Below are 26,539 nucleotides of genomic sequence, written 5' to 3' on the forward strand. Positions count from 1 at the left end.
GGTCGGCACCCCGACCGGCCCTCCGGCACCGGCCGGGTCAGGAGGCACGGAAATCCATCACCTGCTCGGGAGGTGGGAAGCCGTCCTCCAAGTTGACGCCGTGCACCTCACGAACGTGGTCGCGGAACCACTCGTCGAACGGATCGTCGGAGGCCGCCATCCCTTTCAGGGCCGCGCCGACATCGTCGGCTTCCCAGTAGACGACCGCCACGTCACCGTTCGGGGTCGGCTGGATGAAGACGGCTTCCCTGGTGATGCCCAAGCGCCGGCGCGAACGTTCGTACGCCTCCTTGCGCTCGCCCCGCCAGCACGAGGTCATCGCGACGCGGTCGGTCTCGGTCTTGCCGGGGAGCAGTGGTGCGATGAACCCGATGGTATCCATGGTGGTCGTTCCCTTCGTCGATTCGGACTTTCGCCCAGTCTTCGCAGCCCCGGCGGCGAAGACATCACCCGAACGCGTGATCAGCGCAGGGTCGAGCTGCGGGCGACCAGACCGGCCAGCTCGGTCCGCGTGGACACCGACAGCTTCTGGAACACATGACGAAGGTGCGTGTTGACGGTATGGGGCGAGACGTAGAGGCGGCGCGCCACCTCGCGGTTGGTCAGCCCTTCGGCGACCAACCGGCAGACGGCGAGCTCGTTGGGAGTCAGGCTCTCCCACCCGGACGACGGCCGGTGTCGTTGCCCCCGGCTCCCTTGACGTACGCCGAGGCGCCGCAGCCCGGCGGCGGTCCGGGCAGCCCACGCGCCGGCATCGACCGCTTCGTACCTGGCTTGGGCTTCCGCGAGCAGTTCCTTGGCCTTCGCCGGCTGGCCGGTGGCGGTCAGTACGGCGGCCGCGTCCTCACAGGCGCCCGTGTGGTCGAGCAGACGAGGGCTGCGGCGAGCCAGCTCGACCGCTTCGACGAGCAGCTCCGGGTCGTTCCCGACGAGGCCACGGCATCGAAGGGCGGCACTTTGCACGGTGGGGACCTCGGGCGCTAGCGCCGCGCCCGCTTCGACGCCCGCGGTCACGCGGCACGCGACGTCGCGCCGGTCGAGGGCGAGGCCAAGCCGAACGAGGGAGGGGCCGAGGTAGCGGTGGTAGTACCTGATCTCGCGCTCGCTGTCGTACTCCCAGAATCGGAGCAGCAGCTGGAACGCCTTGCCGGGTTCTCCGCGGGCTTCGGCCAGTGTTGAACAGGCGACGGCCACGACCTCGGCGCCGTAGCAGGGAGCGTCGTTGGTAAGTTCGCTCTCCACGTCGGTCAAGGCCGCGGATGCCCCTTGGTCGTCGCCCTTCGCGGCTGCCATCAGTGCCTGGTAGGCCCGCGACTGAGCGACCGAGATCCGTTGTCCGTGCTCCTGGGCCAGATCCAGGCCGGACTCCAGTTCGGTCACCGCGTCGCCCCACTCTCCTGCGAGGAAGCGGAGTTCAGCAGACAGCAGCAGGATGTCGGGCAGCAGCCACGACGACCCGAGTTGCTCGCATTCGTCGACTGCGAGTTGGTAGGTCCGCCGCGCGTCGTCGATGAGATCCGAGTCGCTCAGCGCCATGGCCAGGAAGAAGTGTGGGTGGCGGAGCCTGGCCTCGCTGTCCAACGGATCGAAAGCGAGCGCGACGGCGCGCTGGGTGAGCTCGAGCGCTTCGCCGTACCGGCCCTGTGTCTTCACCGCGACCGACATGGCCCCCAGACTCCACACCGTCATCGCCCTGCCGTCCGCGCGGCCGGCGAGGTCGAGGGCCCGGCGCGCGGTGACCTCGCCTCCGGTGAAGTCTCCGGAGAAGGTTCGCCCGTAGCTTGCTTGGACGAGGACCAGGGCTTGTTCCGCCGCCGGTAGTCCGGGGGCCTGGACGAGGGCGGCCTCCGCATGCTGGATGAGTTCCGACGTGCGGTTCTGCAGCGACAGGGCCGACACCAGGGCCAGCCGCAGCGGTACGTCGATGTCGTCGCGGTGTGCGCGGCCGAGCACGGCCTCGGCCAGGTCGGATGCCTCCGCCACCATTCCCGCCCGCTGGAGCGCTTCCACCAGCTCGACGGCCAGTAGATCGGCGTCCTCGTGGCCTGCCGGTAGCAGCGCCATCGCCCGTCGAAGCAGCTCGACCGCGACCGACGGGGTGGCGGCGGTGGCTTCACGGGCAGCCTGCCGTAGCCAGCTGACGGCTTCGAGGTCACCCGGTGCGGCTCCGCGAACGAGGTGACCGGCGACCTGCAGCAGGTCAGCGCCGGTGCGCGCCAGGATGCCGGCGGCGTCCCGGTGAAGCGCACGGCGTACGGGTTGGGGGACGTCCTGGTAGATGGCGTCGTGGACAAGTTGGTGCCGGAACACCAGGGCGTCCGCGTGCTCGTCCAGCAGGCGCGCCCGGAACGCTTCGTCCAGCTGGCTCACGACTTCGACCGCGGACCGTCCGGCGACAGCTGCCAGATCGTGTACGGAGACGGCGTCGCCCAGTACGGCGGTGATCCGCAGCAGATCCAGCGCCGCGGCAGGGAGGTATCGCAGCCGGCGCACGACCAAGTCGTGGAGCGAGTCGGGAAGCTCGTCAGCGATCGCCTCGGCGAGGGCGGGTCCCCGACGCAACCACCCTTCCGTCGTCAGCGAGCGAACGATTTCCACCACCCACAGCGGGTTGCCGGCGGCCTTGGCCACGATCGAGCTGAGAAGGGCTCCAGGCGGCAGTCCGAGCTGTGCTTGGACCAGGGTGTCGACCTCGCCGGGAGCCAGCGATTCCAGCCGGATCAGCCGAGCCGCGGAGAGCAGCGATTCGTCGACCAGCTGATCGAGTTCGGTGCTCCGGGGTGAGGGCCGCAGCGAGCCCACCAGCAGAAGGGGCACATGGCTCAGCTCGTGCGCCATGGAACGAAACGTGACGAGCGTCGACTCGTCGGCCCAGTGCAGATCCTCGAGCACCATGAGAGCCGGTGCCCGAGCACAGGTCGTCTCGACGAGGTCGACGATCTCCTCGACCACGCGGTACCGAGCGCCCGCCGACGGCACGGCCTTGTCCTCCACCGCTGCGCCGTCACCAGCCAGCATCCGGCCGATCGAGGCCCGCCGCGGGTCGGACGACCGAACCCGCAGATCGAGGGCCCGAGCGATCGCACCGAACGGCCGCGTGCGCTCGAACGGCCGCGCGTCGCCGCGAAAGACAACAACACCGGCGTCACCGGCCAGCTCGATCGCGCGCCGCACGAGCACGGACTTCCCGATCCCGGCTTCCCCCTCGACGAGCAGAGTCGCCGCCTCGCCACGCACAACGCCGTCCACCAGGGCGCTCACACAGGCAAGCTCCCGTTGTCGCCCTACCAGCCGGTCCGGCGTCGCGGAGGCCATGTTCGAACTGTACAAGCGGCCGGTCTGGCTGTGCCTACCACGCCAAGGCCAACCCCTCCGGCGCCGGTTCAGTCGACGCATGGCCGCCGCGTCGGGCAACACGCTGAAGACCGACTCGCTCGGGCCGAACCGTTTCCGGGTTCTCGAGAAGCGCATCTGTCGTTCGGCCGGCGGTCATGGGGAGGTCACGTGGGTCGGTCAGCGTGTGCGCGGATTCCGCCGATCCCTGGAGACTTCATGAACGACGTTCCCCCGGCCCGCCCTGCGCGCCGGACCCTGCTCGGGGCCGCTCTGGCCACTCCCGCCGTCGCGGCGACGGCCGCGGCTCTCGACGCCTCGCCCGCCGCGGCCGGTACCGGCGGTGCGCACCGGTTCGACGCCCACGACCCACGGTTCACGATCGCCGTGCTGCCAGACACGCAGTACCTCTTCGACGAGGACCGTTCCGACCCCGCGCCGGTCCGAGCCACCTTCAAGTACCTGGTCGAGCAGCGGCGTGAGCGCAACCTCGCGTTCATGGCCCATCTCGGCGACGTCACCGAGCACGGCACCGAGCACGAGATCGGTCTGGCCGCCGAGACGTTCCGCGCGATCGACGGCAAGCTGAACTACAGCGTGCTGGCCGGCAACCACGACATCCCTGGGAGCACCGACGACCAGCGCGGCGCCACGCCGTACCTGCGGGCGTTCGGTCCGGCCCGCTACTCCCGGATGTCCACCTTCGGCGGCGCCTCGCCGGACGGGTACAACAGCTACCACCGGTTGCAGGCCGGTGGCCGGCAGTGGCTCGTCCTCGCACTGGACTGGCGGCTGTCCGACAAGGGCCTGCAGTGGGCGCAGCGCGTGATCAGCGCGCATCCCCGGCTGCCCGTCATCCTCACCTCGCACGACCTGGCCTACGGGGAGGACGACGGCCAGGCCAAGCTGTCGCAGTACGGGCAGCGGCTGTGGGACCAGCTGATCCGGCGCAACGACCAGATCTTCCTCACCCTCAACGGGCACTACTGGCCGCCGGGGCGCACGGTGCTGAAGAACGATGCGGGCAACGACGTGCACGTGCACGTGACCAACTACCAGGACCGGTACTACGGCGGGGCCGGCATGGCCCGGCTCTACGCCTTCGATCTGGTCCGCAACGTGATCGACGTGGAGACCATTGCGCCCTGGTTCCTCGAGCAGGACGCGGAGGACCGCAGCCTGCTCGCCGCGGAGAACCTGGAACTCTCCGGGCCGGTGGAGCGGTTCAGCGTGGAGATCGACTTCACCGAGCGGTTCCGCGGGTTCGCTCCGCCGGCGGCACCGGCACCGCGACCGGCGAGTGCGGTGCTGCCCCGCGGCACCGTCGCCTACTGGCGCTTCGACGCCTCGGGACTGCCGGTCGCCGGCACCGACGGCGCGGTGGTGTCGGCGGGCGTGGTGGCCAAGGACCTGAGCCGCAACGGCAACGACCTCACCGTCCAGCGGCTGCACGCCAGCCCGCCGGAGGTGCTGACCTGGTCGGACGAGCACCACGTGGGCCAGCCCGCGCACGCCAGCCTGCGCTTCGACGGTGGCAAGCAGCCGGACCGCGGCGCCGTACTGCGGACCGGCGCGAACGCGCCGATCAACAGCATGAAGTTCACCTCGGGCTACACGATCGAGTTGTTCGTCAAGCTGCCCGAGCCGTTCGAGGGTGACCACGCGTGGATGGGCCTGCTGAGCTGGGAGGGGCGCAGCGGTGACGCCGGCAAGTCCAGCGGCTGGTCGCCGGACGAGCCGACCTGCAGCCTCAACCTGTCCCCGGAACGCTTCCTGCAGTACGTCGTCTACCCGACCGACCGCGACGCCGACCCGACGTCCTGGAGCCACGCGGTCCCGGTCGGCCGGTGGATGCACGTTGCCGTGGTCAACAACTCCCGCCAGACCGTGATGTACGTCGACGGGTCGAAGATCGCCCGCAACCCGACCCAGCCCTCGAAGGGCATCTCCACCCTCGGCCTGCCGTTCGCGATCGGCGGCACCCAGTTCGCCAAGCGCTACGGCCAGGGTTTCTACGGCTGGGTCGGCGATGTCCGCATCGTCGCCCGGGCCCTCCACCCCCGCGACTTCCTCACCCCGTTCGCCTGACCTGAGCAGCGGCCAAGGGTGCCGGCGGGCGAGGATGCCCGCCGGCACTCACGCGACCCTCGTTGTGGAGGTTCTGCCTCTGACCTGCAGGTTCATGTGGTGCCCCCGGCAGGATTCGAACCTGCGACGCACGGTTTAGGAAACCGACGCTCTATCCCCTGAGCTACGGGGGCGCACGTTGGGACAGCGTAGCGGAATCGGGGTGGGGGTTGGGGTGCGGGGGACGGGGCGGAGGATGGGTGGGTGGCTACTGGGTTGAACTACTCCGCGGTGGGGGCGACGTGCGTGGGGGATGCCGTGTGGGTGGGGGCGCCGGGTGGGTTTCGGGGGTTTGAGCGGACGGTGCGGGTGGGGCAGGGGGACGCGGACTGGGCGCGGGCTGCTGGGGTGGTGATGGGGTGGGGTGTGAAGACCCGGAGTGGGTTCGCCGTTGAGGGGGAGGCGGTTGCTCGGGAGGGGTGTGACTACACGCTGGTGGTGGGGATCGGGCCGCTCCGGGTGAGGGAGCCGGTGCGGGTGGTGGCCGTGGTTGATGAGGCGGAGCGGTGTGGGTTCGCGTACGGGACCCGGCCGGGGCATCCGGTGGTGGGGGAGGAGGCGTTTGTCGTGCATCGGTCGGCGGATGGGGCGGTGTGGTTGACGTTGCGGTCGATCACACGGGCGGGCCACGGTGGGTGGCGGCTGGCGTTTCCCGGGGTGCTGGTTGCTCAGTGGTGGTTTCGGCGGCGGTATCTGCGGGCTCTTGCCTGAGGCAACGGTCAGCCGGTGAGGGCTCGGACGCCGAGGTGGCCGGTGATCGAGTTGTAGCGTTCGGCGTACAGGGTGGTGCAGCGGGAGGCTGTGCAGCCGGAGCCGGCGAAGGCCAGGCCTCGGATGGTGGCGGTGGTCGAGGTGGGGCGGGAGTAGACGGGGCCGCCGGAGTCGCCGCCGATGATGGCGGTCTGGCCGTTGCGGGTGGCTCGGATGACGTACGTCGTACAGCCGTCGGAGTCGCAGTACTTGGCGCTGAGGGAGCGGATGGTGATGCCGCACAGCGACGTGCTGAAGGAGCCGGACTGGCAGACCGAGGCGCCGACCGCGGGGTCGCCGCCGCCCTTGACGGTGCGGGTGTCGGCGGAGTCGCCGGGGCCGTCGGTCCAGATCTTGGCGCCGTACGCGCTGCCGGTGATCAGGGCCTGGTCGTATTCGGGGTAGTTGGTGCGGACCGACGTGGTGCCGTAGTAGTTCGAGCCGCTGCGCCAGGTCGTGCCGGGGCCGCCGCAGTGGCCGGCGGTCACCGAGGCGCGGGTGTTGTTCGACTTGCGGACCACGGAGAAGCCGGCCGTGCAGTTCTTCAGCGCCGACGTGATCCGCGCGCCGCCCCAGTGGCCGCCCTTGGGGGTGTCGTTGAAGCGGGACATCCGGGCGACGCCGGTCGGGACCGCCTCGACGCCGTCGAGGTCGGCGAGGGCCGCGGCGGCGGCCGGGGAGGTGGTCGCGGGGTCGTACTCGACGACGACGTTCTCGGTGGCCGGGTCGAGGTCGGCGGTGAACCTGGTCTTCGCGGCGTCGGCGGACCAGGCGCGGGCGCCGACGGCCTTCCAGGCGGCCGCGACCGATCGCGCCGAGCGGCAGCTGCGCTCGACGGTGAGCATCGGCCGGCCCTCCGCCGGGACGTTCTTCTGTACGGCGGCCTGGTACCGCTTCTCGTCGACCACCGAGTCGTCCAGGACGACCTTGTAGCCCGTCTCCTGCGTCCCCAGTACGCCGATGATGCCGGCGCTCAGCCCGTACGGCAGGCCGGACGTCGGCCGGCCGGTCGCGTCCAGCGGCTCGATCGAGCGGACCGCGGCCGCGACGCCTTCGCCGAGGGCCTGGCCGAGCGGGCGCGAGTCCTTGGCGCTGGTCGGCTGGGACAGTCGCTGCGAGTGTTCGGCGGTCGTGATCGGGTCCTCGTGATTGCAGACAGCAACAGACGCGGCCGCCGGCGCGGCGAGCGGGACGGGTGCGGATCCGGCGGGTCCGGCGACTGCGACGAGTGACAACGAGCCGAGAGCGAGCAGCGGGACGGTAGCTGAGAGTCGCACTGAGCTCCCCTTATCGGTGGACTGGCCTGCGTAGATCCTTCAATCAAGGACTCCGGATAGTCAAGAGCTGACTACGTTCCGCAAGCAAATCCCGCTACCGTGCGCGAGCGTAGATGGCAACTTCACGCCCGTCGGCGGCGTAGAACTTCAGCGTGGTCCGGTCGGCCGCGATCCGCCGGGCCGCCTGCAGGACGGCGGTGTGCGGCACGTTGGCGCACTCGATCAGCCGCTGGTTGCCGGCCGTACCGGTGAACTCGCCGCGCTGGCCGATGGTGAAGGTGCCACTGATCCCGTTGCAGCCGTCGGAGCCGGTCCAGGTGCCGTCGGAGTTGAAGGTCAGCGTCGGGTTGTCCGGCCGGGCCGTCTTCAGTCCGTTGACCCCGTCCATCTTCAGCGGTCGCCAAGTGCCCGCCAGTTGCTCCGAGACGGCAAGTGGCGTCGCGCTGGAGACCGCGGGGGCGGGCGCGGCGGGCTGGGGAACGGTCGATCCGCCCAGGCCGCCGCCGAGCGCGAAGCCGGCGGACGCGATCACGGCCACGGCGGCGACCGCCGCCCCGGTGGCGACGTACGTCCGGCGCTGGGCCTGGCGGGCGCCGTCGGTTGCCCGCGACATCAGGTTGGGGGCGGGTGGTACGGAAGCGGCGGCGCGGTCGAACGTCGCGCGCAGGTCTTCCTCGAGCTCGGTCTTGCTCACGGCAACCTCTCAACAGGGTGGGTGCTCACGGCAACCTCCGGTACGGCGGGATGCCCTCGGCAACCTCTGGCAACAATCGGGTGCTCACGGCAACCTCTCGTCGACGCGGTGGGATTCTCTGGCCTTCCGCAGCGTGCCGAGCGCTCTGCTCGCCAGGCTGCGGACCGAGGACGGTTTGATGCCGAGCAGTTCGGCGATCGTCCGGTCGTCCAGGTCCTGGTAGTAACGCAGCACCAGGACGACGCGCTCGCGCGCCGACAGCGTGGCCAGAGCCCGCCAGAGATCGTCGGAGGCCACGATGTCGTTCGCGGGGTCGGGCACCGTGTGGTCGGGGTCGAGGTCGGCCGCCGGGGCCTCGGTGAACGACCGCCGCCGGGTCATCGACAGGTAGGAGTTGACCAGGATGCGCCGCACGTAGGTGTGCGGGTCGTCGGCCCGCTGCACCTTGCGCCACGACCGGAACGCCTGCATCAGCGCGATCTGGGCCAGGTCCTCGGCGCGCTGGTAGTCGCCGCAGATCGTGAACCCGAGACGCACCAGCTCCTGCCCGCGCGCGGACGCGTACTCCTCGAACTCCACTCGCAACTCCCCGGCTGGGCGTACAACACCTCACGACTATTAGACGCATCGAGATCCTCAAGGTGCTGCGGACAATCCCGCACAGTTACGTCTCAGCCGAGCAGGAACTGCCTGACCCGGGCCTTTCCGGTCTGGTCCACCCGGCTGCCCTGGACGCCGTGGCCGCTGCCCGGTACGACGACGAGCTGTGCCTGGCGGGCGTGGTCCCGCTCCCACTCGGCCCACGACAGCGGGCAGAAGAGGTCGTTGGTGCCGTGCAGGATCAGCGTCCTCGGCAGCAGTTCCTGCCCGGCCGGGTACGTCGACGCTCGGGTCGCGGGCCAGCGCAGGCAGCCCTCGACGACCAGCTGGTTGCGCGCCGTGCGGACGTCGTACGGGTTGAGCTGGGCCGGGTTCAGCCGGCGTACGGCGGCGTCGAGCAAGGGTTGGCGCTGAGCTGCGGGGGTGCCTGGCTTCCAGGGGAAGCGCAGGTCCGAGCAGAGGGTCGCGAGGTGGAGCCCGGCGGACAGTTCGTCGTACGACGCGCCGCGGCTGGTCGCTCGCTGGAAGAGCTCCTTCAGTGCGGCGGTGTCACCCTGGCGTGCGTCGTTGAGGACCTTCGGGAGGCCTTCGAGGGACGGGTTGACCGAGTTGAGGCTGAGGATCGCCAGGGACTCGATCAGGCTGGTGCCGTTCACCGGCACGCCGTCCAGCTCGCCGCGCTGCACCAACCAGGCCAGGTCGGCCACCGGGTCCGTCGTACAGGCCGGGTCGCGTTTGCAGACCGCTCTGAGGACGTCGTCGGTGTGCGCCATCAGGTCGGTGCCGAAGGGATCGAAGCCGCGGTGCGGGACGACGGAGTCGAGCACGAGCGAGCGGACGCGCTCCGGGTACTTCAGCCCGTATTGCGCCGCTGTGAAGCTGCCGTACGACGTGCCGTTGAGCGTGAGCTGGTCGCGCCCGAGGGAGCGGCGTACGAGCTCGATGTCCTCGACGGTGTCAGGTGTTCCGTAGAAGTTGACGTCAGGACCGAGCTGCCGGGCGCACGCGTCGACGGCGTCGGGTGGCGGTGTCAGGAAGTCCGAGCCACCGACTGCGGCCTGGAGCTGCGGGCAATCGATGCCGCGCGAGCCGGTGCCGCGCTGGTCGAACATGACGAGCTGGTACTCGCGCAGCACGGCCGGGTCCAGGTACGAGCGGACGCGGTTGAGCAGCGGGACGCCGGGCTGGCCCGGGCCGCCGGTGAGCATGAGCAGTACGCCGCGAGGTGCGTCGGCGTTGTTCGCCGCGGCGACCTCGAGCTGCAGCTGCCGGCCGGTCGGCTTGGAGTGGTCGAGCGGCACGTCGAGCGTCGTACAGGTGAAGCCCGACAGCCCGAGGCACTGCCGGCCGTCGGGGACCGCGTCGTCATCGTCAGGTGGGTCGGAGCAGGCAGCGGCTGAACAGGTGAGCAGTAGCGCGGCTACCAGTCGAACCAGCCGCATCCGTCCTCCTTCGGGCCTTGCCGATCAGCGTGCAGCCAAGAGGAGGGCAGGGCAAGGCTCTGCCACCCACCTTGCGGGTCGACCCGAGGGGGACCCGCAAGGCGGGCGGGATGACCCCATCCCGGACGGCTTCGGGGGGCGCGTCCGGACCAGGGTCAGCGCAGGCCGAGCGACTTCAGCAGCTCGGGGGTGGTGGACCGCGGCGCGGCGAGGTCACCAGGCTTGCCCTGGCCCTCGAACGAGGTCGCCACCAGCCGGTGGCAGCCGAACGCCTCGGCGGTGTAGGACAGCACTCCGCGGTCGTTGTCGGTGAACCGCAGGACGTAGGTCGGGCCGAGCTCCTTGGTGCAGAAGTCGGGCTTCTTCGGCTCCGGCTTGGCCGCGTTGACCTGGGCGAACAGCTCGGTCGCCTGGGCGCCGGTGCGCTTGGTGGTCACCGTGGCGTAGTCCTGCCCGGACGACTGGGCGTCGTACTGGCAGATCGTCACGCCGACCGGCTGGAAGGCCGACTTCGCGGTGCCCTTGCCCCAGACGGCCTGGTCGACGGACTTGCGGACCGCGGTGATCGTCTCCGGGCAGTCCGTGCTCGGCGTTCCGCTGGGGGTGGGCGGAGTGGGCGGGGTGGCGCTGACGGTGGGGGTGGGGGTGGGGGTGGGCGTTGGGCTGGGTTGGGCGGCGGGTCCGGCGCCGGTCTCGTTACCGCAGGCGGCGGTGAACAGGAGAACAGCTGCCACTGACGACGCTCCGATCAGGCCCCGTGTCCTTGATGCACTCACGACTCGGTCCTTCCGGGTAGGCAAGGAGCACCATGATGGTCGACCGAGGTCTCGCAGACCGTGGCAGAAGTGTCACGAGGACGCGTCTATCCGGTCACGGGCCGGATCGAACGGCAAAAGCAGCACAGCTGTAACAGCTGCGCGCTGTTCACCCCTTGGAAATGCGATGATGCCGGGTGCAGCCGAGGAAGGGACGGACGTGGGCAAGAAGAGGGACTCGGCCGAACTCGCTCGCCGGGAGCAGGAGGAGTGGCAGCTCGGGCAGGACTGGGCACGCTTCTTGCGCGGTGGGGGTGTGCCGCAGGCGCTGCCGTTGTACGGGATCGTGCTCGAACCCGGTGAGGTCGCGTACCTGCAGACCTCGGTGCACTACGCGCGGCTGTACGGCGGCGACGGCCGCTACAACAGCAGTGGTGGCTTGTTCTTCGGCAGCACCGGTTTCGTGCTCGGCATGATGGCGGCCAACGCCGCGGTGAACTCCAGCCGCAAGGCGGCGGCGCGGCGCGACATGCAGCTGCTGTGGCGCGATCTGCAGGAGGTGCAGCTGATCGCGACCAACTACCGGCTGATGACCCATCTGGCCCAGCGTGGGTGGCTGAGCTTCTACTACAACTCGGTGCAGGAGTTCTACCCGGACCCGGCGAACTGGACGGTGACCTTCGGCTTCCAGCAGGCCGAACCGCTGCAGCTCGGTGGGCTGGCGACGCCGACGCTGTCGGTGCTCACCGCGTGGTCGGTGCTCGGCGCCGACCGCTGGCAGAACGAGCCGGGCATCGCGCCGCTGTTGCACGCGCCGCCGAACCCGCAGGTCGCTCCCGGAGCCGGGCAGGGCCAGGGGCAGCTGGAGGGTGGCGGGCAGCAGAACCTGCCGCGCATCCCGGGGCAGGACTGAGCTGGGACGTGGTGACGGACCTCCCGTAATCTGGTGGGTATGACCAGCCCGTACGAGGACGACGAGCCGCTGTTTCCCGAGCAGACCCGGGACGACGACGCCCGTACCTGGGGCGAGCGTGACAACGGCAGCGACGACGACGAGCGCATCCTGCGCGAGGTCCCGCCGCACCACGGCTGAGCGGCGCGCGCCTCGCTCTGACCACGCGTCTCCCGGAGGCGCGAGGAGGTGAGTGGTGTGAAGGATGCCCCGGTGCTGTTGATCCACGGCGGACTGTGGGACGCCGCCGACGCCGAGTTGTTCTGGTACCGGCCGGGGATCGTGGCGGAGCTCGAAGCGGCCGGGCTGACGGTGGAGGCACCCGATCGGCCGCGGCAGCCGGCGAGCTGGGCCCAGGAGGTTGCCGAGTTCGGCGCGCTCTTGGCGAGTGGACTGCTGGGGCCGAAGCCGGTGACGGTGATCGCCGCCTCCAACGCGTGCACCGTCGCGGCGCTGCTCGCGCTGGAGTGCCCGACGGCGATCGGGCGGCTGCTGCTCGCGTGGCCGGTGACGGGTGGTGATCCGGAGGTCGACGCCAGGGCGCGAGCGGGGTTGATCGAGCGCGGGGCGACGGCTGAGATCGCGGACGGATTGCTGGTCGGGGAGACGTTGCGCGGGGTGACCGACGCGCAGTTGGCCTCGCTGGAGTTGACTGGGTTACTGGTCGGAGTGCTGCCTTCGGTGCCGGAAAATCCTTCGCACCAACGGAAAACGGTCGACGGCTTGTTGCGGCTGCTGCCGTCGGCGATTGAGTTGCCGGGGTGTCCGGAGCCGCCGCGGGCGGACTTCGCGCCGTACCGGGGTCAGCTGGTGGCCACGCTGCACGAGTTCGCGTCCTGAGTCGGTCGGACAAATCGGCGGCGTTCGGGGTGGAATCGGGTGATGCTGGGTTCCTGGGGAGGGAGGCGACATGGAGTTGCGCGGGTTCGACGTGGGTCAGGCGGCGGTGGTCGCGGGATGGGCGACCTCGGCGCAGGAGGTCTCGTTGTTGTCGGGGCGGACGCAGTTTCCGTTTCCGGCCGAGCTCGTGGGGAGCTGGGCGAAGCCGGCTGACGACGTCCGGTGCTACCTGTACTACGTGAGTGGTGAGCCGGTCGGGTACGGCGAGCTGTGGCTGGACGACGAGGAGGACGAGGTCGAGCTGGCCCGGATCATCGTGCGGCCGGGGTCGCGGGGGCGGGGGATCGGGGCGGCGTTCGTGAAGGCGTTGCTGGGGTCGGCGCTGGAGGCTGGGTATGCCGACGTCTTCCTGCGGGTCCGGCCGGACAACGACGTGGCGATCCGGACCTATCGGCGGGTGGGCTTCGAGTACGTGGCGGCCGATCTGGCGGACGAGTGGAACAAGGAGCAACCGGTGGCCTACACCTGGATGCAGTACCCGACTGCCGCTGGATGAGATGACCGCCGAACCTGCTTGAGCTTCCCGGTCCTGCCCTGCCCGGAGCCGGCTTCCGGGCCGGGCTGCTCGGGCAAGGCGTGGTCGCGCGAGTGGCTCGGTGAGCCGGACGGACTACGGCTGACGGGCCTTGAGGGCGTCGCGGATCTCGACCAGCAGCTGCTGGTCCATGGTCAGCGGCTCCGGTTCGGCCTCGGGCTCGCCCTTCGCGGCGGCCGCGGCGGCGCGCCGGTCCTGGATCTTCTTCATCGGGACGACGAGCACGAAGTACACGACGGCCGCGGTGAGGAAGAACACGATGAAGGCGTTGATGATCGCGGCGAAGTCGATCGTGGACTTCTCGTTGCCCTCCACGATCGTCCAGGCCAACCCCTTCACGTTGCTGCCCCCGAGGGAGGCGACCAACGGGTTGACCAGACTGTCGACGACCGTCTTCACCACGGTCGCGAAGGCGGTCCCGATGACGACGGCGATCGCCAGGTCGAGCACGTTGCCCCGCATCAGGAATTCCTTGAAGCCCTTGAGCATTTCTTTCTGCCTCCACGAGAGGGTCCCGGTGGACCCGCGGCGATCTGTACCCGGACAAGGTAGGACGCTGTCCGGAGGCAGGCGAGGGACCGCGCCGGGAGTCCTGCGGATCGTGGTCGCGGATGTCCGCTGAGTGACATCCAGGCGTCGGCGGGCAACGCTCCTGATGCGCCGGCGGCCCGGCTCAGCTGGTGTCAGGGGTGAGGGCCACGCTGATCCTGGTGTTGGTCGTCGACTGCGCCAGTCGGGCAGCAGTGGCGGGCGACGTGGCGAGCACGACCAAGGCCCCGCCGGAGCTCCGGGTCGGCGTCGGCAGTGCGAGGACCGGGACCGCGGTCGCCAGCCGGGTGGCGGAGACGTCGGCGGTGGCCGAAGCGGCGTACAGATCGACACGGTCGCCGGGGCGGAGCAGGGCGGCGATGTCGGCGTCGTCGAGGCGGAGCGGATAGGCGAGCAGGCCGGACGGAACCGCTGTCGGGGTCAGGAAGCGGGCGTCGGTGAGTGGCTCGCCGGAGCGCACAGCGGTGGCGAGGATGCGTTGGGACAGGTCGGCCCCTGGCCGCAGGGTGCCGCTGGGGACCACCGCAGCCGGGAGCCGGAGCGTGCGGAGGTCGCTCGCCGACGGCGTGACGCCGCCGGGGAGATCACGGGCGGCGGCCAGCACCGGGGTCGAGGCCGCCGGTGGAGGGGAGAAGGTTACGAGGCCGAAGTAAACGGCGGCCGCCGCGAACAGGCCGGCCAGGAGACGGCGGTGCCAGCGGGCGGCGCGGAGAAGGTCGTGCCAGAAGTTCGTCATGCCAGGGAAAGTACGAGTTTCCCTGGCTGAGCCGATTCAGTTGTCCACAGGCCTGCCCGGAAGGAAGGTCAGGCGGCGCTGGTGGTGCTGGAGCCGGACGAGGACGAGCCCGAGGAGCTCGACGTCGACGAGGACGACTTCGACGAGTCGGAGGAGGAAGAGGAGTTGCCCGACGAGGACGAGGACGAGGCCGACGCGGACGAGTCGGACTTCGCGCTGACCGTGCTGGTGCTCGACGACCGGCTGTCGGTGCGGTAGAAACCGGAGCCCTTGAACACGACGCCCACCGCGTTGAACACCTTGCGCAGCGTGCCCTGGCAGTTCGGGCAGACCGTGAGGGCGTCGTCGGTGAAGCTCTGCCGGACCTCGAGCGCTTCGCCGCAGTCGGTGCACTGGTACTGGTACGTCGGCACGTTCTTCCCCTTCAGGACGTTGGCACTCCTACTACTCGACTGCTAATAATGCGTCAGAGCGCCGAAGTATTCCAACTCGGATCCACCTGAGCGGTCCGGAGCGAGCTTTGGCAGGTTCCTGCGAACTTGCAACCCAATCGGCTTCGGGGAGCGTCTCCTCAGCGTGGGGTCACTGGGGTGGGACCAGAACGAGGGTGGGCGCCGGCAGGCAGGTCGGGTGTTGCCGGGAGTGGCGGTGTGGGCCGGCGCCGCAGCGCTGCTGGCGGTCTACGACACGCCGTGGAGCGCAATCCTGGCGTACAGCACTTACCTGAGCTTCGGGATCATGCTGCCCGGAGTTCTGCTCTGGCGCCTACTGCGCGGCAACCAGGACGGGTTCGCCGCCGACCTGGCCTTCGGCACCGGCCTCGGGTTCGCTCTGTCGATCCTCACCTACCTGCCGGGTCGGGCGATCGGTTTCCCCTATCTCCCGGTCGCGGTCCCGCTGCTGACCATCGCCGCCTTCGCAGCGCTGAAGAACCTCCGCCCGTACTGGCGCAGCGACCGCCCACCGCTACCCCTGTGGTGGGCTTGGTCCGTCGCGGCCGCCGCCGGACTCGGCCTGTGGGTGATCACGCGCAACGGACTCCAGATCGAGCCGATGACCTTCCCGGACGCCGCCTTCCAGTACAGCGACATGCCGTACCAGCTGGCGCTGGCGGCCGAGCTGAAGCATCACGTGCCCGGTCAGATCCCGTTCGTGATCGGTGAGTCGCTGAACTACCACTGGTTCCTCCACGCGGAGGCCGCCGCGGCCAACTGGCTCACCGGGATCGAGCTGGACGTGCTGCTGCGCCGCCTGATCCCGATGACCGCCGCTCTGGTCCCGATCCTGTCCGTCGCCGCGCTCGCGACCCGACTGGCGCGCAAGTCGTGGGCCGGTCCGCTGGCGGCCTGGCTGCTGCTGACGGTGACCAGCCTCGACGTCTACGGCTGGGGCGGCCGCGACCAGATCAGCCAGGCGGCGTACTCGAGCGGCGTCCTGATGTACAGCCTCACCCACGCCTTCGCCGTCGTACTGGCGTTCCCGGTCGTCTGGGTGATCGTCTGCCTGCTCCGCAAAGACCCCGGTCGGGGCAACTGGGTCCTGCTCGTCGTCGGACTCGCGGCGCTCGCGGGCGCCAAGGCGTCGTTCGTCCCGATGCTCGCCGCGGCGGTGCTGCTGGCCGCCGTCGTGAAGCTCGCCACCGAGCGCCGCGTCGACCGCACGTCCCTGGGACTCGGTCTGGCGGTCCTCGCAGCGTTAAGTTTCGCGCAGTTCGTGCTGTTCAGCGCAGGCGCGTCCGGGGTCGCCTTCGAGCCGGGCCAGGCCTTCCGGATCGCGGCCGGTCGGCTGGGATTCGGGAGCCGCTACAGCGATCACGCGGCAGCCGTTGCCGTTCTCGGTACGACGGCCGCCACACTGCTCGCCTCCTGGTCGCTGGCGGGCCTCGGCATGCTCGGCTTCGTCCGCGAGCGCAAATGGAAGGACCCGGCCGCCGTGTTCCTGGTCGGCTTCGTGCTCACCGGCGTCGCGGCGGCCGCCCTCCTGCGCCACCCGGGCCTGAGTCAGCTCTACTTCCTCCGGGCGGCCTTCCCGATCGCCATCGCCGCCTCGGTGTGGGGCCTGAGCCTCCTGCTGAGCGGACTACGTCTCCGTCAGCTCGTGCCCCGCGTGCTCGGCGCTCTGGTAGCCGGTATGGCCGTGGCAGAGGTCATCGCCGCGATGACCTCCCGCCGTCCGCGCAATGAGCAGGGCATCTTCGCCGTCAGCGTCCAGGTGCTCTGGCCCTGGGTGGCTGTCTTCCTGGTGGCCGCACTTGTCACTGTCGTCCTCAGACGTACGAAGGAGCGCACGGCAGCGCTCGGCCTGGGCGTCCTGCTCGTCCTCGGAGCCGCCACCGTGAACGTTCCGCAGACGATGCTGACGACCTTCGCCGACCAGGTCTGTGTCGGCGGACCCGACCGTCCGGAGTGCCGCCAGACCAGACGACAGGTCCCGACCGGCGGTGCCGAGGCGGCCCGCTACATCCGCGACCACTCCGCGGTCCGCGACCGGCTCGCCACCAACTCGCACTGCATGCCGGTCTACACCGCCAGGAAGTGTGACGCGCGCAACTTCTGGCTCGCCGGGTACGCCGAACGCCGGGTCTTGGTCGAGGGCTGGGCCTACACCCCGACCGCACAGAGCCGGAAGGACAGCGACGCCGCGGTCAACGGCCCGTTCTGGGACCAGCCACTGCTGCAGCTGAACGACCGGGCCTTCAAGCGGCCGACCAAGCGCGTCCTGGACCAGCTCTGGACCCAGTACGGCGTCCGCTGGCTGGTGTTCGACACCAACCTGGACCGGCCGCCCGCCCAGCTCGGCAGCCTCGCCGAGCACCGGTTCACTGCCGGCGCGGTCGCGGTGTACGCGCTGACCGCCCCGACGGACGGTCCGGTCGGACCTGGCTCAGCCAGTACGCAGCGTTAAGGACCGGTATCAGCATTTGGGGTGCGCGGCGGCATTCTCTACGGTTGGGTCCGTGCGTCGCCTGCTTCGGTTCCTCGTCATCAGCGGAATAGCGCTGGCCACCCTGCTGCTCGTCGTGGCCGGGACCGGCATCTTCGTCGTCCGCCACTCCTTCCCCTCCTACGACGGCACGATCGAGCTGACCGGTCTGGAGGCCGACGTCGAGGTGGTCCGCGACGCCAACGGCATCCCGCAGATCTACGCCGACAAGCCGGCCGACCTGTTCGCCGCTCAGGGCTACGTGGCCGCCCAGGACCGGTTCTTCGAGATGGACTTCCGCCGGCACGTCACTTCCGGCCGGCTGGCCGAGCTGTTCGGCAGGGACGCCCTGGAGACCGACAAGTTCGTCCGCACGCTCGGCTGGCGCCGGGTCGCCGAGAAGGAGCTGGGCCTGCTCAGCCCGGCCACCCGGCAGTACCTGGACGACTACGCCCGCGGCGTCAACGCCTACCTGGACCAGCACTCCGGCTCCGGCCTCAGCCTCGAGTACGCCGTACTGTCGCTCGGGGGCACCGACTACCGGCCCGAGGCGTGGACGGCGGCCGACTCGCTGGCCTGGCTGAAGGCGATGGCCTGGGACCTCGGCGGCAACATGGACGAGGAGATCACCCGGACCAAGCTGGCCGCGACACTGCCGGCCAAGACCATCGACAGCCTCTACCCGGCCTACCCGTACGACCGCAACGAGCCGATCCTGTCCAGCGGTTCGGTCGACGACAAGGGCAAGTTCACCACCGCGCCGGTGAACAGCCAGGCGCCGGCCCGGGCGATGTTCAGCAAGAGCCTGCTCAAGTCGCTGGACAGCGTGGACAAGGTGGCCAAGGGCCTGCCGCTGCTGCTCGGCCGTGGTGACGGCATCGGCTCCAACTCGTGGGTGGTCTCCGGCGAGCACACCACCACCGGCAAGCCGATGCTGGCCAACGATCCGCACCTGGGCGCAACCATGCCGGGTATCTGGACGCAGGTCGGGCTGCACTGCAACAAGTTCAGCCCGCAGTGCCCGTTCGACGTGTCCGGCTTCAGCTTCTCCGGGCTGCCGGGCGTGGTGATCGGCCACAACAGCGCGATCTCGTGGGGCTTCACCAACATGGACCCCGACGTGATGGACCTCTACCTGGAGCGCCTCAGCGGCAACAGCGCGCTCTACAAGGGTCAGCTCGAGCCGCTGCAGCTGCGGACCGAGGAGTTCAAGATCGCCGGCCAGAAGGAGCCGGAGCGGATCGTGGTCCGGGAGAGCCGGCACGGCCCGCTGATCTCCGACATCGACGACGACGCCAAGGAGACCGGCGAGCTGGCCGCCAAGGGCAAGAGCGCCGAGGCGTACGGCATCGCCCTGCGCTGGACCGCGCTCACCCCCGGCCGGACCGCCGACGCGATCTTCGCGATGAACAAGGCGCAGAGCTGGTCGGCGTTCCGGACCGCCGCGACCTTGTTCGAGGTTCCGTCGCAGAACCTCGTGTACGCCGACCGCGAGGGCCACATCGGCTACCAGGCGCCGGGCAAGGTCCCGCTGCGCCGGGTCGGCACCGGCGACTGGCCGGTGCCCGGTTGGGACCCGCGCTACGACTGGGCCGGCTACATCCCGTTCGAGGCGATGCCGACCGAGTTCGACCCGGACGACGGCGTGATCGTCACCGCGAACCAGGCCGTCGTGCCGAAGTCGTACCGGTACCACCTGACCAACGACTGGGACTACGGCTACCGCTCCCAGCAGATCCTCGAGCGGATCCAGGCGGCCGGCAAGCTGGACGTGGCCGCGATGTCCTCGATCCAGCTCGACACCAAGAACCGCAACGCCGAGATGCTGGTCCCGTACCTGCTGCGGATCGGCATCCCCGACGACTTCGACAAGCAGGGCCAGGACACGCTGAAGGGCTGGGACTTCACCCAGCCGGCCGACTCCGCGCCCGCGGCGTACTTCAACATCGTCTGGCGCAACCTGCTCGCCGACACCTTCCACGACCAGCTGCCGGAGGCGGTCTGGCCGGACGGCGGCTCGCGCTGGTTCGAGGTGATGCGCAACCTGGTCCGCCAGCCGAACAACTCCTGGTGGGACGACCTGCGCACGCCGCAGCGGGAGAGCCGCGACGACATCATGCGCGAGGCACTGGTGCAGGCGCGGGCCGAGATCACCACCAAGATGGCCCGCGAGCCCAGCAACTGGCAGTGGGGCCGCCTGCACAGGCTGACGCTGACCAACCAGACGCTGGGCACCTCCGGCATCGGTGTGGTCGAGAAGCTGTTCAACCGGGGCCCGTACGAGCTGGGCGGCGGCTCCTCGGTGGTCAACGCGACCGGCTGGGACGCCTCCAAGGGGTACGGCGTGACCGCGACCCCGTCGATGCGGATGGTGGTCGACCTGTCGGACTTCGACAAGTCGCGCTGGATCAACCTGACCGGTGTCTCCGGCCACGCCTTCACCGACAACTACACCGACCAGACCGAGCTGTGGGTCAAGGGCGAGACGCTGCCCTGGGCATTCAGCAAGGGCGCGGTGGAGGCCAGGCGTGAGCACACGCTGACCTTCACCAAGCCGGAGCGTTAGCCGCTAGACCACGTCGTTGGCGAACGGCATCTCCCGCCAGTTCGCCACGAACGGCTCCAGCGTCTCGGCCATGCCGGCCGGCATCTGGGGGAGCAGCGGCAGGCAGATGATCAGCTGGAAGGCCCTCGCCAGGTCCATCGCGGCCACGGCCTTCTGGTCGAGCTGGGGCCGGCCCAGCTCGGCCGCGGCGTCGTTGTAGACCTTGCTGAACTCCGGCCCGACGCTGGCCAGGTCCCACTCCAGGGGGCCGAGGTTGACGTCCTCGAAGTCCGACCAGAGCACACCGTCGGCCGTCGGGATGATGTTGTAGTACGGCGCGTCGCCGTGCAGCGGCTGGACGTGCGAGCCCGGGAACGCGCGCTCCCAGCCCTCACGGGTCGTCAGCACCGGCGCCACGGCGTCCCACTCGCGGCGTACCCGGTCTACGTCGGCAGTGGTCAGCAGTGGGGTGTCCGGGCCCAGTTGCTCGAGCCCTTCCGGTACGACGGTCGTCACCGGCGCGAACCAGGGCAGCTCGCCGGGATAGCTCTCCAGCAGTTTGTGGAGCTCGGCTGCGCGGACGAGGCCCTGCACGTAGTCCGGCTCGGTCGACTTGTCGTGCTCCACGTACTCCCAGAACGACATCGACAGCCCGTCGCGCTGCACCGAGCGCAGGGGTACCAGCGGACTCGGCCGGACGACCAGCTCGCCCTGCTCGAACACCCACTGAGCCACCTCGAGCTCGCGTTGCTGGCGAGCGCCGGCCTTCGCCGCGTCGCGCAGAGCGCCCGGCAGGACCACGGGGACGCGAGCGACCACCGGAGACGGCTTGAGATGGACCACGACCGAGAACACGTCGTACAGCACGGTTGGTTCGGTCACCTCGAGGCCCAGCGCGCGTCCAGCGGCCGCAGCGGCCTCCACTGCCTGGGCGGTACGTTCCGAAGTCATCCGGACATCCAACCAGTCCGGCGTGGTCAGGTCAGTTGGATCAGCCCGCTCGGCGTGAGTGCCGCGTGGACCGGCCGGTCGTGCGGGTCGCTCGGCAGGTGGTCGAAAATCTCCGTGTCGTACACCGCCGCCCACACCGGTACGCCGGCCGGCACCCGCGCCAGCGCCCGGTCGTACGAGCCACCGCCGCGACCCAGCCGTACGCCGGTCCGGTCGACGGCCAGGGCGGGGCAGATCACCAGGTCCGCCGTCGCGATCGCCTCCGGGCCGAGGTCCACCCGCGGCTCGGAGAGCCCCAGCCGGCCCGGAACCAGGTCGGCCGCGCCGGGCGCCAGACCCCAGCCGAGGTCGTTGTCGGCGTACAGGATCGGCAGGAGTACCTCGTGGTCGGCGGCCAGCAGCCAGTCGATCAGCGAGCCGGTGTGCGGCTCCGGACCCATCGACACGTACAGCGCGACCCGCCGGGCGAGGAGGACGCACTCGGTCGCCCGGGCAGCCTCCAGCAGGGGCCGGCTGACCGGGAGCGAGCGTCGAGCGTCCAGAAGCGACTGCCGCACGGCAGCCTTGGTGGAGATCACCCCCGGATTGTATGAACCACGACACGCCCCCACTCCTCTGCACACCCCGTCGTGGTGCCTCGTGGTGGCGAGCCTTCGGCGCTAGCGGCGCCCAGGCCAGCACCGCGATGCACGCACCTGAACACCGCTATCGCTCGAACGCTCCCCACCACGAGGCACTAGGGTTGGCGCATGAGTGAGGCAGGGCTACAGCAGGCACAGGACAAGATGCGGGCGGCCGGCGCGGCCGAGGTGGCGATCAACGTCTTCTCGCACTACTACCGGCTGCTCGAGGCGGGTCAGCAGGGCACGATCCGCGAGGACGAGATCGAGCCGGTGGGTGACCTGCCGCACCTGGACCACCTGGACACCGACGCCGAGGCGATGCGCGCGGCGCTCGCCGAGACCGTGGTGATCAAGCTCAACGGCGGCCTGGGCACCTCGATGGGCGTCACCGGGCCGAAGTCGGCGCTGCCGGTCAAGGACGGCCTGAGCTTCCTCGACATCATCGCCCGCCAGATCCTCAGCACCCGCAAGCAGTACGACGTACCGCTGCCGCTGGTGCTGATGAACTCGTTCCGCACCAAGGACGAGTCCCTGGCCGTGCTCAGCCAGTACGCCGATCTGCCGGTCGACGGGCTCCCGCTGGACTTCCAGCAGAACATGGAGCCCAAGCTGCTCGCCGACGACCTCACGCCGGTCGAGTGGCCGGACGACCCCGAGCTGGCCTGGTGCCCGCCGGGTCACGGCGACCTGTTCACCGCGCTGGTCGCGTCCGGCACGCTGGACAAGCTGCGCGAGCAGGGGTTCCGGCACGCGTTCATCTCCAACGCCGACAACCTCGGCGCCACCCCGGACGGCCGGATCGCCGCCTGGATGGCCGAGCACGACGTCCCGTTCGGCATGGAGGTCTGCCGCCGGACCCGCTCGGACCGCAAGGGCGGGCACGTCGCGGTGCGCAAGTCCGACGGCCGGCTGATCCTGCGCGACAGCGCGCAGGTGCACGCCGACGACAACGCGTCGTTCCAGGACATCACCCGGCACAAGACCTTCAACACCAACAACCTGTGGATCGACCTGGACCGGCTGGCCGAGCTGATGGCCGGCCACGACGGCGTGCTCGGGCTGCCGATCATCGTGAACCGCAAGACCGTCGACCCGGCCGACCCGAACTCGCCGAAGGTGATCCAGCTGGAGACCGGCATGGGCACCGCGATCGAGACCTTCGAAGGGTCGCAGGCGGTGCTGGTGGACCGCAGCCGGTTCAAGCCGGTGAAGACCACCAACGACCTGCTGGTGCTGCGCTCGGACGTCTACGACCTCGACGACTCCGGCGACCTGACCACCACGCACGAGGGCGACGAGCCGTACGTCGACCTGGACCCGGAACATTTCAAGATCCTGGCCGACTTCGAGGCACGGTTCCCGGCCGGGCCGCCGTCGCTGGTCCGGGCCGACCGGCTGGAGGTCCGCGGCGACGTTGCCTTCGGCAAGGACGTCGTGGTGGTCGGCGAGGTCGAGGTGAGCGCGCCGGACGGCGAGCGGCTGGAGATCGCCGACGGGACCGAGCTGCGCGGCTGAGCCCTGAATGGACGACCTGCTGATCCGGCCGATGGAGCCGTGGGACACCAACGAGGCGGCGGCGGTGTGGTGGGCCGCCCGGCACGCCGAGGGCTCGCAGCTGCCGCCGGCGATCCACACCGAGACCGAGGTGCGGAAGTGGTTCAGCGACGTGCTGCTGCCGGACGGGCAGACCTGGGTGGCGCTGGACGACGGGCGGATCGTCGCCGTCCTGACGCTCGACGGCGACGACCTCGACCAGCTGTACGTCGACCCACCGTCCGCCGGCCAGGGGATCGGCTCGACGCTGGTCGACCTGGCCAAGGACCTGCGGCCCGGCGGTCTCGCTCTGTGGACGTTCCAGAGCAATCTGCGGGCCCAGGAGTTCTACCGCCGGCACGGCTTCACCGAAGTACGCCGTACCGACGGCAGCGCCAACGAGGAGCGGGCACCCGACGTGAGAATGGTCTGGGGCTCCCATCCCGAGCGACTAGAGTCAAGTGCGTGAGACGGAGCGTTGACGAGCACCTGGAAGTGGTCCTGGGCAGGGTGCGGGCCCTGCCGCCGTTCGAGCAGCCGCTGATGGAGGCGCTCGGGCTGGTGCTCTGCGAGGACGTGGTGTCGGGTGTGAACCTGCCGGGCTTCGACAACTCGGCCATGGACGGGTACGCCGTCCAGGTGGCCGACCTGGCCGGGGCGTCGCAGGAGCAGCCGGTCACGCTGCCGGTGGTCGGCGAGATCGCCGCGGGCCGGAGCGAGCCGATCGTGGTGACGCCGGGGACCTGCGTGCGGATCATGACCGGCGCACCGATGCCCCGCGGCGCCGACAGCGTCGTACCGGTCGAGTGGACCGACGGGGGAGCGGCGCAGGTCCGGATCGCCAAGCAGCCGGTCCTCGGTGCTTCGGTCCGGCGGTTCGGCGAGGACGTGAAGGCCGGCGACAAGGTGCTGGACGCCGACACCGTGCTGGGCCCGCGGCAGGTCGCCGTACTGGCTGCTGTCGGCCGGGCCCGGGTGAAGGTGCGTCCGCGGCCCCGAGTGGTCGTGGTGTCGACCGGTGCGGAGCTGCGCGAGCCCGGTACGCGGCTGGGCGAAGGGCAGATCTACGACTCGAACAGCTACACCCTGGCGGCCGCGGCCCGGCAGGCCGGCGCCGTGGTCTATCGGGTCGGCATCGTCGACGACGACCCGAAGAAGATCATGGACACGCTGTCCGACCAGCTGGTGCGGGCCGACCTGGTGGTCACCTCCGGCGGCGTCAGCAAGGGCGTGTACGACGTGGTCAAGGAGGTGCTGACCAAGCTCGGCACCATCGACTTTCCCGAGGTCGCGATGCAGCCGGGCAAGCCGCAGGGCTTCGGCGTGATGGGCGACGACGAGGTGCCGATCTTCACTCTGCCGGGCAACCCGGTGTCGGCGTACGTGTCGTTCGAGGTGTTCGTCAGGCCCGCGCTGCGCAAGCTGATGGGGCAGATGCCGTACCGGCGGCCGACGGTGCGGGGCGTCAGCCTGGACGGGTTCAGCTCACCGGCCGGGAGGCGGCAGTTCGTCCGCGCCGCGGCCACCTCCGGCGACGAGGGGTGGATGGCCAGTACAGTCGGCGGGCACGGCTCACACCTGCTCGGCGGGCTGAGCCGCTCCAACGCCCTGATCGTGGTGCCCGAGGACGTCACGTCCGTCCGGGCCGGCGAGCAGGTCGAGCTCTGGCTGCTGGACGAGGAGACCGGATGACGCAGGACGTGGGCCCCGGCGGGCTGACCCATGTGGACGCGAGCGGTGCGGCCCGGATGGTCGACGTGTCGGACAAGGCCGAGTCCGCCCGGCGAGCTGTTGCCTCCGGCAAGGTCTATGTCTCGGCCGAGGTGGTCGAGGCGCTGCGCGGCGACGGCGTACCGAAGGGTGACGCGCTCGCGGTCGCCCGGATCGCCGGGATCATGGGCGCCAAGCGCACGCCCGACCTGGTGCCGCTGTGCCACCCGATCGCGGTGACCGGGGTCAAGGTCGCGCTCGAGGTGGACGACGACGCCGTACGGATCGAGGCCGTGGTGAAGACCACCGACCGGACCGGCGTCGAGATGGAGGCGCTGACCGCCGTCTGCGTCGCCGGGCTCGCGCTGATCGACATGGTGAAGGCGCTCGACCCGGCCGCCGTACTGTCCGACGTCCGGGTGGAGACCAAGGACGGCGGCAAGACCGGTCACTGGGAGCGCGCGTGAGAGCCCTTGTCGTCAGCATCTCCAACCGCGCCGCCGCGGGGATCTACACCGACACCACCGGTCCGCTGATCGCGGAGCGGCTGGCTGCCTGGGGGTTCAGCGTCGACGGGCCGCAGGTGGTCCCGGACGGCGCACCGGTGGGCGAGGCGCTGCTGGCCGCGGTCGAGGCGTCGTACCAGGTGGTGGTGACGACGGGTGGCACCGGGATCTCGCCGACCGACGAGACGCCGGAGCGGACCGCCGGAGTGATCGAGAAGGAGATCCCCGGCATCGCTGAGGCCATCCGCGCCTACGGCATGGCGCAGGGAGTGCCGACGGCCGCGCTCTCGCGTGGTGTCGCCGGAGTGGCCGGCAAGACCGTCATCGTCAACCTGCCCGGCTCCCGTGGCGGAGTCAAGGACGGCCTGACCGTACTGGAGCCGCTGCTGCGGCACGCTGTCGAGCAGGTCGCCGGCGGTGACCATGTGCGCACGGACGACGACTGATGGCAGTCGTCCACTGGCCGGTGGAACTGCAGCACGGACAGGTCGGGCTGCGACCGCTGCGGGCTGGTGACGGCGCCGAGTGGAGTGCGGCCCGGCAGCGCAACCTGAGCTGGTTGCGGCCGTGGGACGCCACCCAACCGCCCGGAGCGGACGACGGAGCACGCACCTTCCGGGCGATGGCCCGGGACTGGAACCGGCAGGCCCGCTACGGGCGGATGCTGCCGTTCGTCATCACGTACGGCGGCGCGGCGGGCGCCGGAGCCCGGGCGAAGTGGCCGCTGGTCGGGCAACTGACCGTGTCCGGCATCACCTACGGCTCGGCCCGCTGGGCGAACCTCGGCTACTGGGTCGACGAACAGTACGCCGGTCGCGGGATCGTGCCGACGGCCGTCGCGCTGGCCGCCGACCACTGCTGGTTCACGCTCGGGCTGCACCGGCTCGAGGTCGCGATCCGCCCGGAGAACAAGGCGAGTCTGCGGGTGGTCGAGAAGCTCGGCTTCCGCTACGAAGGCGAGCGGCCGCGGTTCCTGCACATCGACGGCGACTGGCGCGACCACCGGATCTTCGCGCTCAACGCGGAGGAGGTCGGACCCGGTCTCGTGGCGCGGTTACCCTGATCACGCTGCGTGGTTGTTCACACCAGTCACACGAGT

The 26,539-nt window shown here is 70.2% G+C and carries 26 protein-coding genes and 1 tRNA gene; 14 read left to right on the top strand and 13 right to left on the bottom strand.

The window, feature by feature from the left end; genetic code table 11:
- Positions 1 to 37: 37 nt before the first annotated feature.
- Positions 38 to 382, bottom strand: a complete 345-nt coding sequence (locus BWI15_RS15865; RefSeq protein ID WP_077015186.1) for a hypothetical protein — start codon at positions 380 to 382, stop codon at positions 38 to 40.
- 80 nt (positions 383 to 462) lie between these two features.
- The gene (locus BWI15_RS15870; protein WP_083750800.1) at positions 463 to 3,471 is read right to left on the bottom strand and encodes an ATP-binding protein; all 3,009 of its coding nucleotides are present in this window, start codon (positions 3,469 to 3,471) and stop codon (positions 463 to 465) included.
- Between the two features lie 81 nt (positions 3,472 to 3,552).
- Between BWI15_RS15870 and BWI15_RS15875 the strand changes: the two genes are divergently transcribed.
- Positions 3,553 to 5,421, top strand: a complete 1,869-nt coding sequence (locus BWI15_RS15875) for a LamG-like jellyroll fold domain-containing protein (protein WP_077015188.1) — start codon at positions 3,553 to 3,555, stop codon at positions 5,419 to 5,421.
- A gap of 97 nt (positions 5,422 to 5,518) precedes the next feature.
- Here the strand turns inward: BWI15_RS15875 and BWI15_RS15880 are convergent.
- Positions 5,519 to 5,594, bottom strand: a tRNA-Arg gene (locus BWI15_RS15880).
- 70 nt (positions 5,595 to 5,664) lie between these two features.
- Between BWI15_RS15880 and BWI15_RS15885 the strand changes: the two genes are divergently transcribed.
- Positions 5,665 to 6,171: a DUF1990 family protein gene (locus BWI15_RS15885; protein ID WP_202817667.1), complete on the top strand. Its 507-nt coding sequence runs from the start codon at positions 5,665 to 5,667 to the stop codon at positions 6,169 to 6,171.
- A gap of 8 nt (positions 6,172 to 6,179) precedes the next feature.
- Here the strand turns inward: BWI15_RS15885 and BWI15_RS15890 are convergent, their stop codons facing one another.
- The 5 genes from BWI15_RS15890 to BWI15_RS15910 all read right to left on the bottom strand — a co-directional run bounded on the left by BWI15_RS15890 (position 6,180) and on the right by BWI15_RS15910 (position 10,957).
- Positions 6,180 to 7,487: a S1 family peptidase gene (locus BWI15_RS15890; protein WP_237771298.1), complete on the bottom strand. Its 1,308-nt coding sequence runs from the start codon at positions 7,485 to 7,487 to the stop codon at positions 6,180 to 6,182.
- 94 nt (positions 7,488 to 7,581) lie between these two features.
- On the bottom strand, positions 7,582 to 8,181 hold the full coding sequence (locus tag BWI15_RS15895) for an META domain-containing protein (protein ID WP_077015189.1): 600 nt from the start codon (positions 8,179 to 8,181) through the stop codon (positions 7,582 to 7,584).
- Between the two features lie 84 nt (positions 8,182 to 8,265).
- Positions 8,266 to 8,760, bottom strand: coding sequence for a SigE family RNA polymerase sigma factor (locus tag BWI15_RS15900; protein WP_077015190.1), 495 nt, complete (start codon positions 8,758 to 8,760; stop codon positions 8,266 to 8,268).
- A gap of 92 nt (positions 8,761 to 8,852) precedes the next feature.
- Positions 8,853 to 10,223: an alpha/beta hydrolase gene (locus BWI15_RS15905; protein ID WP_077015191.1), complete on the bottom strand. Its 1,371-nt coding sequence runs from the start codon at positions 10,221 to 10,223 to the stop codon at positions 8,853 to 8,855.
- Between the two features lie 155 nt (positions 10,224 to 10,378).
- On the bottom strand, positions 10,379 to 10,957 hold the full coding sequence (locus BWI15_RS15910; protein WP_077015192.1) for a hypothetical protein: 579 nt from the start codon (positions 10,955 to 10,957) through the stop codon (positions 10,379 to 10,381).
- 241 nt (positions 10,958 to 11,198) lie between these two features.
- Between BWI15_RS15910 and BWI15_RS15915 the strand changes: the two genes are divergently transcribed.
- The 4 genes from BWI15_RS15915 (at position 11,199) to BWI15_RS15925 (ending at position 13,326) form a co-directional block, all read left to right on the top strand.
- Complete coding sequence (locus BWI15_RS15915; protein ID WP_077015193.1) at positions 11,199 to 11,891, top strand: hypothetical protein; 693 nt, start codon at positions 11,199 to 11,201, stop codon at positions 11,889 to 11,891.
- Between the two features lie 39 nt (positions 11,892 to 11,930).
- The gene (locus BWI15_RS39405; RefSeq protein WP_168197322.1) at positions 11,931 to 12,071 is read left to right on the top strand and encodes a hypothetical protein; all 141 of its coding nucleotides are present in this window, start codon (positions 11,931 to 11,933) and stop codon (positions 12,069 to 12,071) included.
- Between the two features lie 57 nt (positions 12,072 to 12,128).
- Complete coding sequence (locus tag BWI15_RS15920; RefSeq protein ID WP_077015194.1) at positions 12,129 to 12,770, top strand: alpha/beta fold hydrolase; 642 nt, start codon at positions 12,129 to 12,131, stop codon at positions 12,768 to 12,770.
- A 70-nt stretch (positions 12,771 to 12,840) separates the two neighbouring features.
- Positions 12,841 to 13,326 carry a GNAT family N-acetyltransferase gene (locus BWI15_RS15925; RefSeq protein WP_077015195.1) on the top strand — a complete coding sequence of 162 codons (486 nt, stop codon included), beginning with the start codon at positions 12,841 to 12,843 and terminating at the stop codon, positions 13,324 to 13,326.
- A 114-nt stretch (positions 13,327 to 13,440) separates the two neighbouring features.
- Here the strand turns inward: BWI15_RS15925 and mscL are convergent, their stop codons facing one another.
- From mscL to BWI15_RS40600, 3 genes are all read right to left on the bottom strand, one after another.
- Positions 13,441 to 13,854 carry a large conductance mechanosensitive channel protein MscL gene (gene mscL, locus BWI15_RS15930; protein WP_077015196.1) on the bottom strand — a complete coding sequence of 138 codons (414 nt, stop codon included), beginning with the start codon at positions 13,852 to 13,854 and terminating at the stop codon, positions 13,441 to 13,443.
- A gap of 184 nt (positions 13,855 to 14,038) precedes the next feature.
- Positions 14,039 to 14,650 carry a Flp pilus assembly protein CpaB gene (cpaB, locus tag BWI15_RS15935; protein WP_077015197.1) on the bottom strand — a complete coding sequence of 204 codons (612 nt, stop codon included), beginning with the start codon at positions 14,648 to 14,650 and terminating at the stop codon, positions 14,039 to 14,041.
- A gap of 68 nt (positions 14,651 to 14,718) precedes the next feature.
- A complete protein-coding gene (locus BWI15_RS40600; protein WP_077015198.1) occupies positions 14,719 to 15,063 on the bottom strand; it encodes an FmdB family zinc ribbon protein in 345 nt (114 codons plus the stop codon).
- A 163-nt stretch (positions 15,064 to 15,226) separates the two neighbouring features.
- On the opposite strand from BWI15_RS40600, the gene BWI15_RS15945 reads away from it, so the two are divergent.
- Together BWI15_RS15945 and BWI15_RS15950 are read left to right on the top strand one after the other, a co-directional pair.
- Positions 15,227 to 17,554, top strand: a complete 2,328-nt coding sequence (locus BWI15_RS15945) for a hypothetical protein (protein ID WP_143465625.1) — start codon at positions 15,227 to 15,229, stop codon at positions 17,552 to 17,554.
- Positions 17,555 to 17,606: 52 nt separating this feature from the next.
- Positions 17,607 to 20,138 (top strand): penicillin acylase family protein, encoded by a 2,532-nt coding sequence (locus BWI15_RS15950; protein ID WP_077015200.1) that lies wholly within the window; start codon positions 17,607 to 17,609, stop codon positions 20,136 to 20,138.
- Between the two features lie 3 nt (positions 20,139 to 20,141).
- Here the strand turns inward: BWI15_RS15950 and BWI15_RS15955 are convergent, their stop codons facing one another.
- Together BWI15_RS15955 and BWI15_RS15960 are read right to left on the bottom strand one after the other, a co-directional pair.
- The gene (locus BWI15_RS15955) at positions 20,142 to 21,068 is read right to left on the bottom strand and encodes a phosphotransferase (RefSeq protein WP_077015201.1); all 927 of its coding nucleotides are present in this window, start codon (positions 21,066 to 21,068) and stop codon (positions 20,142 to 20,144) included.
- A gap of 26 nt (positions 21,069 to 21,094) precedes the next feature.
- Positions 21,095 to 21,646, bottom strand: coding sequence for a 5-formyltetrahydrofolate cyclo-ligase (locus tag BWI15_RS15960; protein WP_077015202.1), 552 nt, complete (start codon positions 21,644 to 21,646; stop codon positions 21,095 to 21,097).
- Positions 21,647 to 21,817: 171 nt separating this feature from the next.
- On the opposite strand from BWI15_RS15960, the gene BWI15_RS15965 reads away from it, so the two are divergent.
- The 6 genes from BWI15_RS15965 to BWI15_RS15990 are packed head-to-tail and all read left to right on the top strand — an operon-like array spanning position 21,818 to position 26,503.
- A complete protein-coding gene (locus BWI15_RS15965; RefSeq protein WP_077015203.1) occupies positions 21,818 to 23,206 on the top strand; it encodes a UTP--glucose-1-phosphate uridylyltransferase in 1,389 nt (462 codons plus the stop codon).
- Between the two features lie 7 nt (positions 23,207 to 23,213).
- Positions 23,214 to 23,693 (top strand): GNAT family N-acetyltransferase, encoded by a 480-nt coding sequence (locus BWI15_RS15970; RefSeq protein ID WP_077015204.1) that lies wholly within the window; start codon positions 23,214 to 23,216, stop codon positions 23,691 to 23,693.
- Complete coding sequence (gene glp, locus BWI15_RS15975) at positions 23,690 to 24,916, top strand: molybdotransferase-like divisome protein Glp (RefSeq protein ID WP_077015205.1); 1,227 nt, start codon at positions 23,690 to 23,692, stop codon at positions 24,914 to 24,916. Before BWI15_RS15970 ends, glp begins: the two co-directional genes overlap by 4 nt.
- Entirely contained in the window at positions 24,913 to 25,401 is a 489-nt protein-coding gene (gene moaC, locus BWI15_RS15980) for a cyclic pyranopterin monophosphate synthase MoaC (RefSeq protein ID WP_077015206.1), read from the top strand. The genes glp and moaC overlap by 4 nt, the downstream gene beginning before the upstream one ends.
- Positions 25,398 to 25,886 (top strand): MogA/MoaB family molybdenum cofactor biosynthesis protein, encoded by a 489-nt coding sequence (locus tag BWI15_RS15985; protein ID WP_077015207.1) that lies wholly within the window; start codon positions 25,398 to 25,400, stop codon positions 25,884 to 25,886. The genes moaC and BWI15_RS15985 overlap by 4 nt, the downstream gene beginning before the upstream one ends.
- Entirely contained in the window at positions 25,886 to 26,503 is a 618-nt protein-coding gene (locus tag BWI15_RS15990; RefSeq protein ID WP_077015208.1) for a GNAT family N-acetyltransferase, read from the top strand. Before BWI15_RS15985 ends, BWI15_RS15990 begins: the two co-directional genes overlap by 1 nt.
- Positions 26,504 to 26,539 lie beyond the last annotated feature (36 nt).

The organism is Kribbella sp. ALI-6-A, assembly GCF_001984195.1.
GTDB lineage: Bacteria > Actinomycetota > Actinomycetes > Propionibacteriales > Kribbellaceae > Kribbella.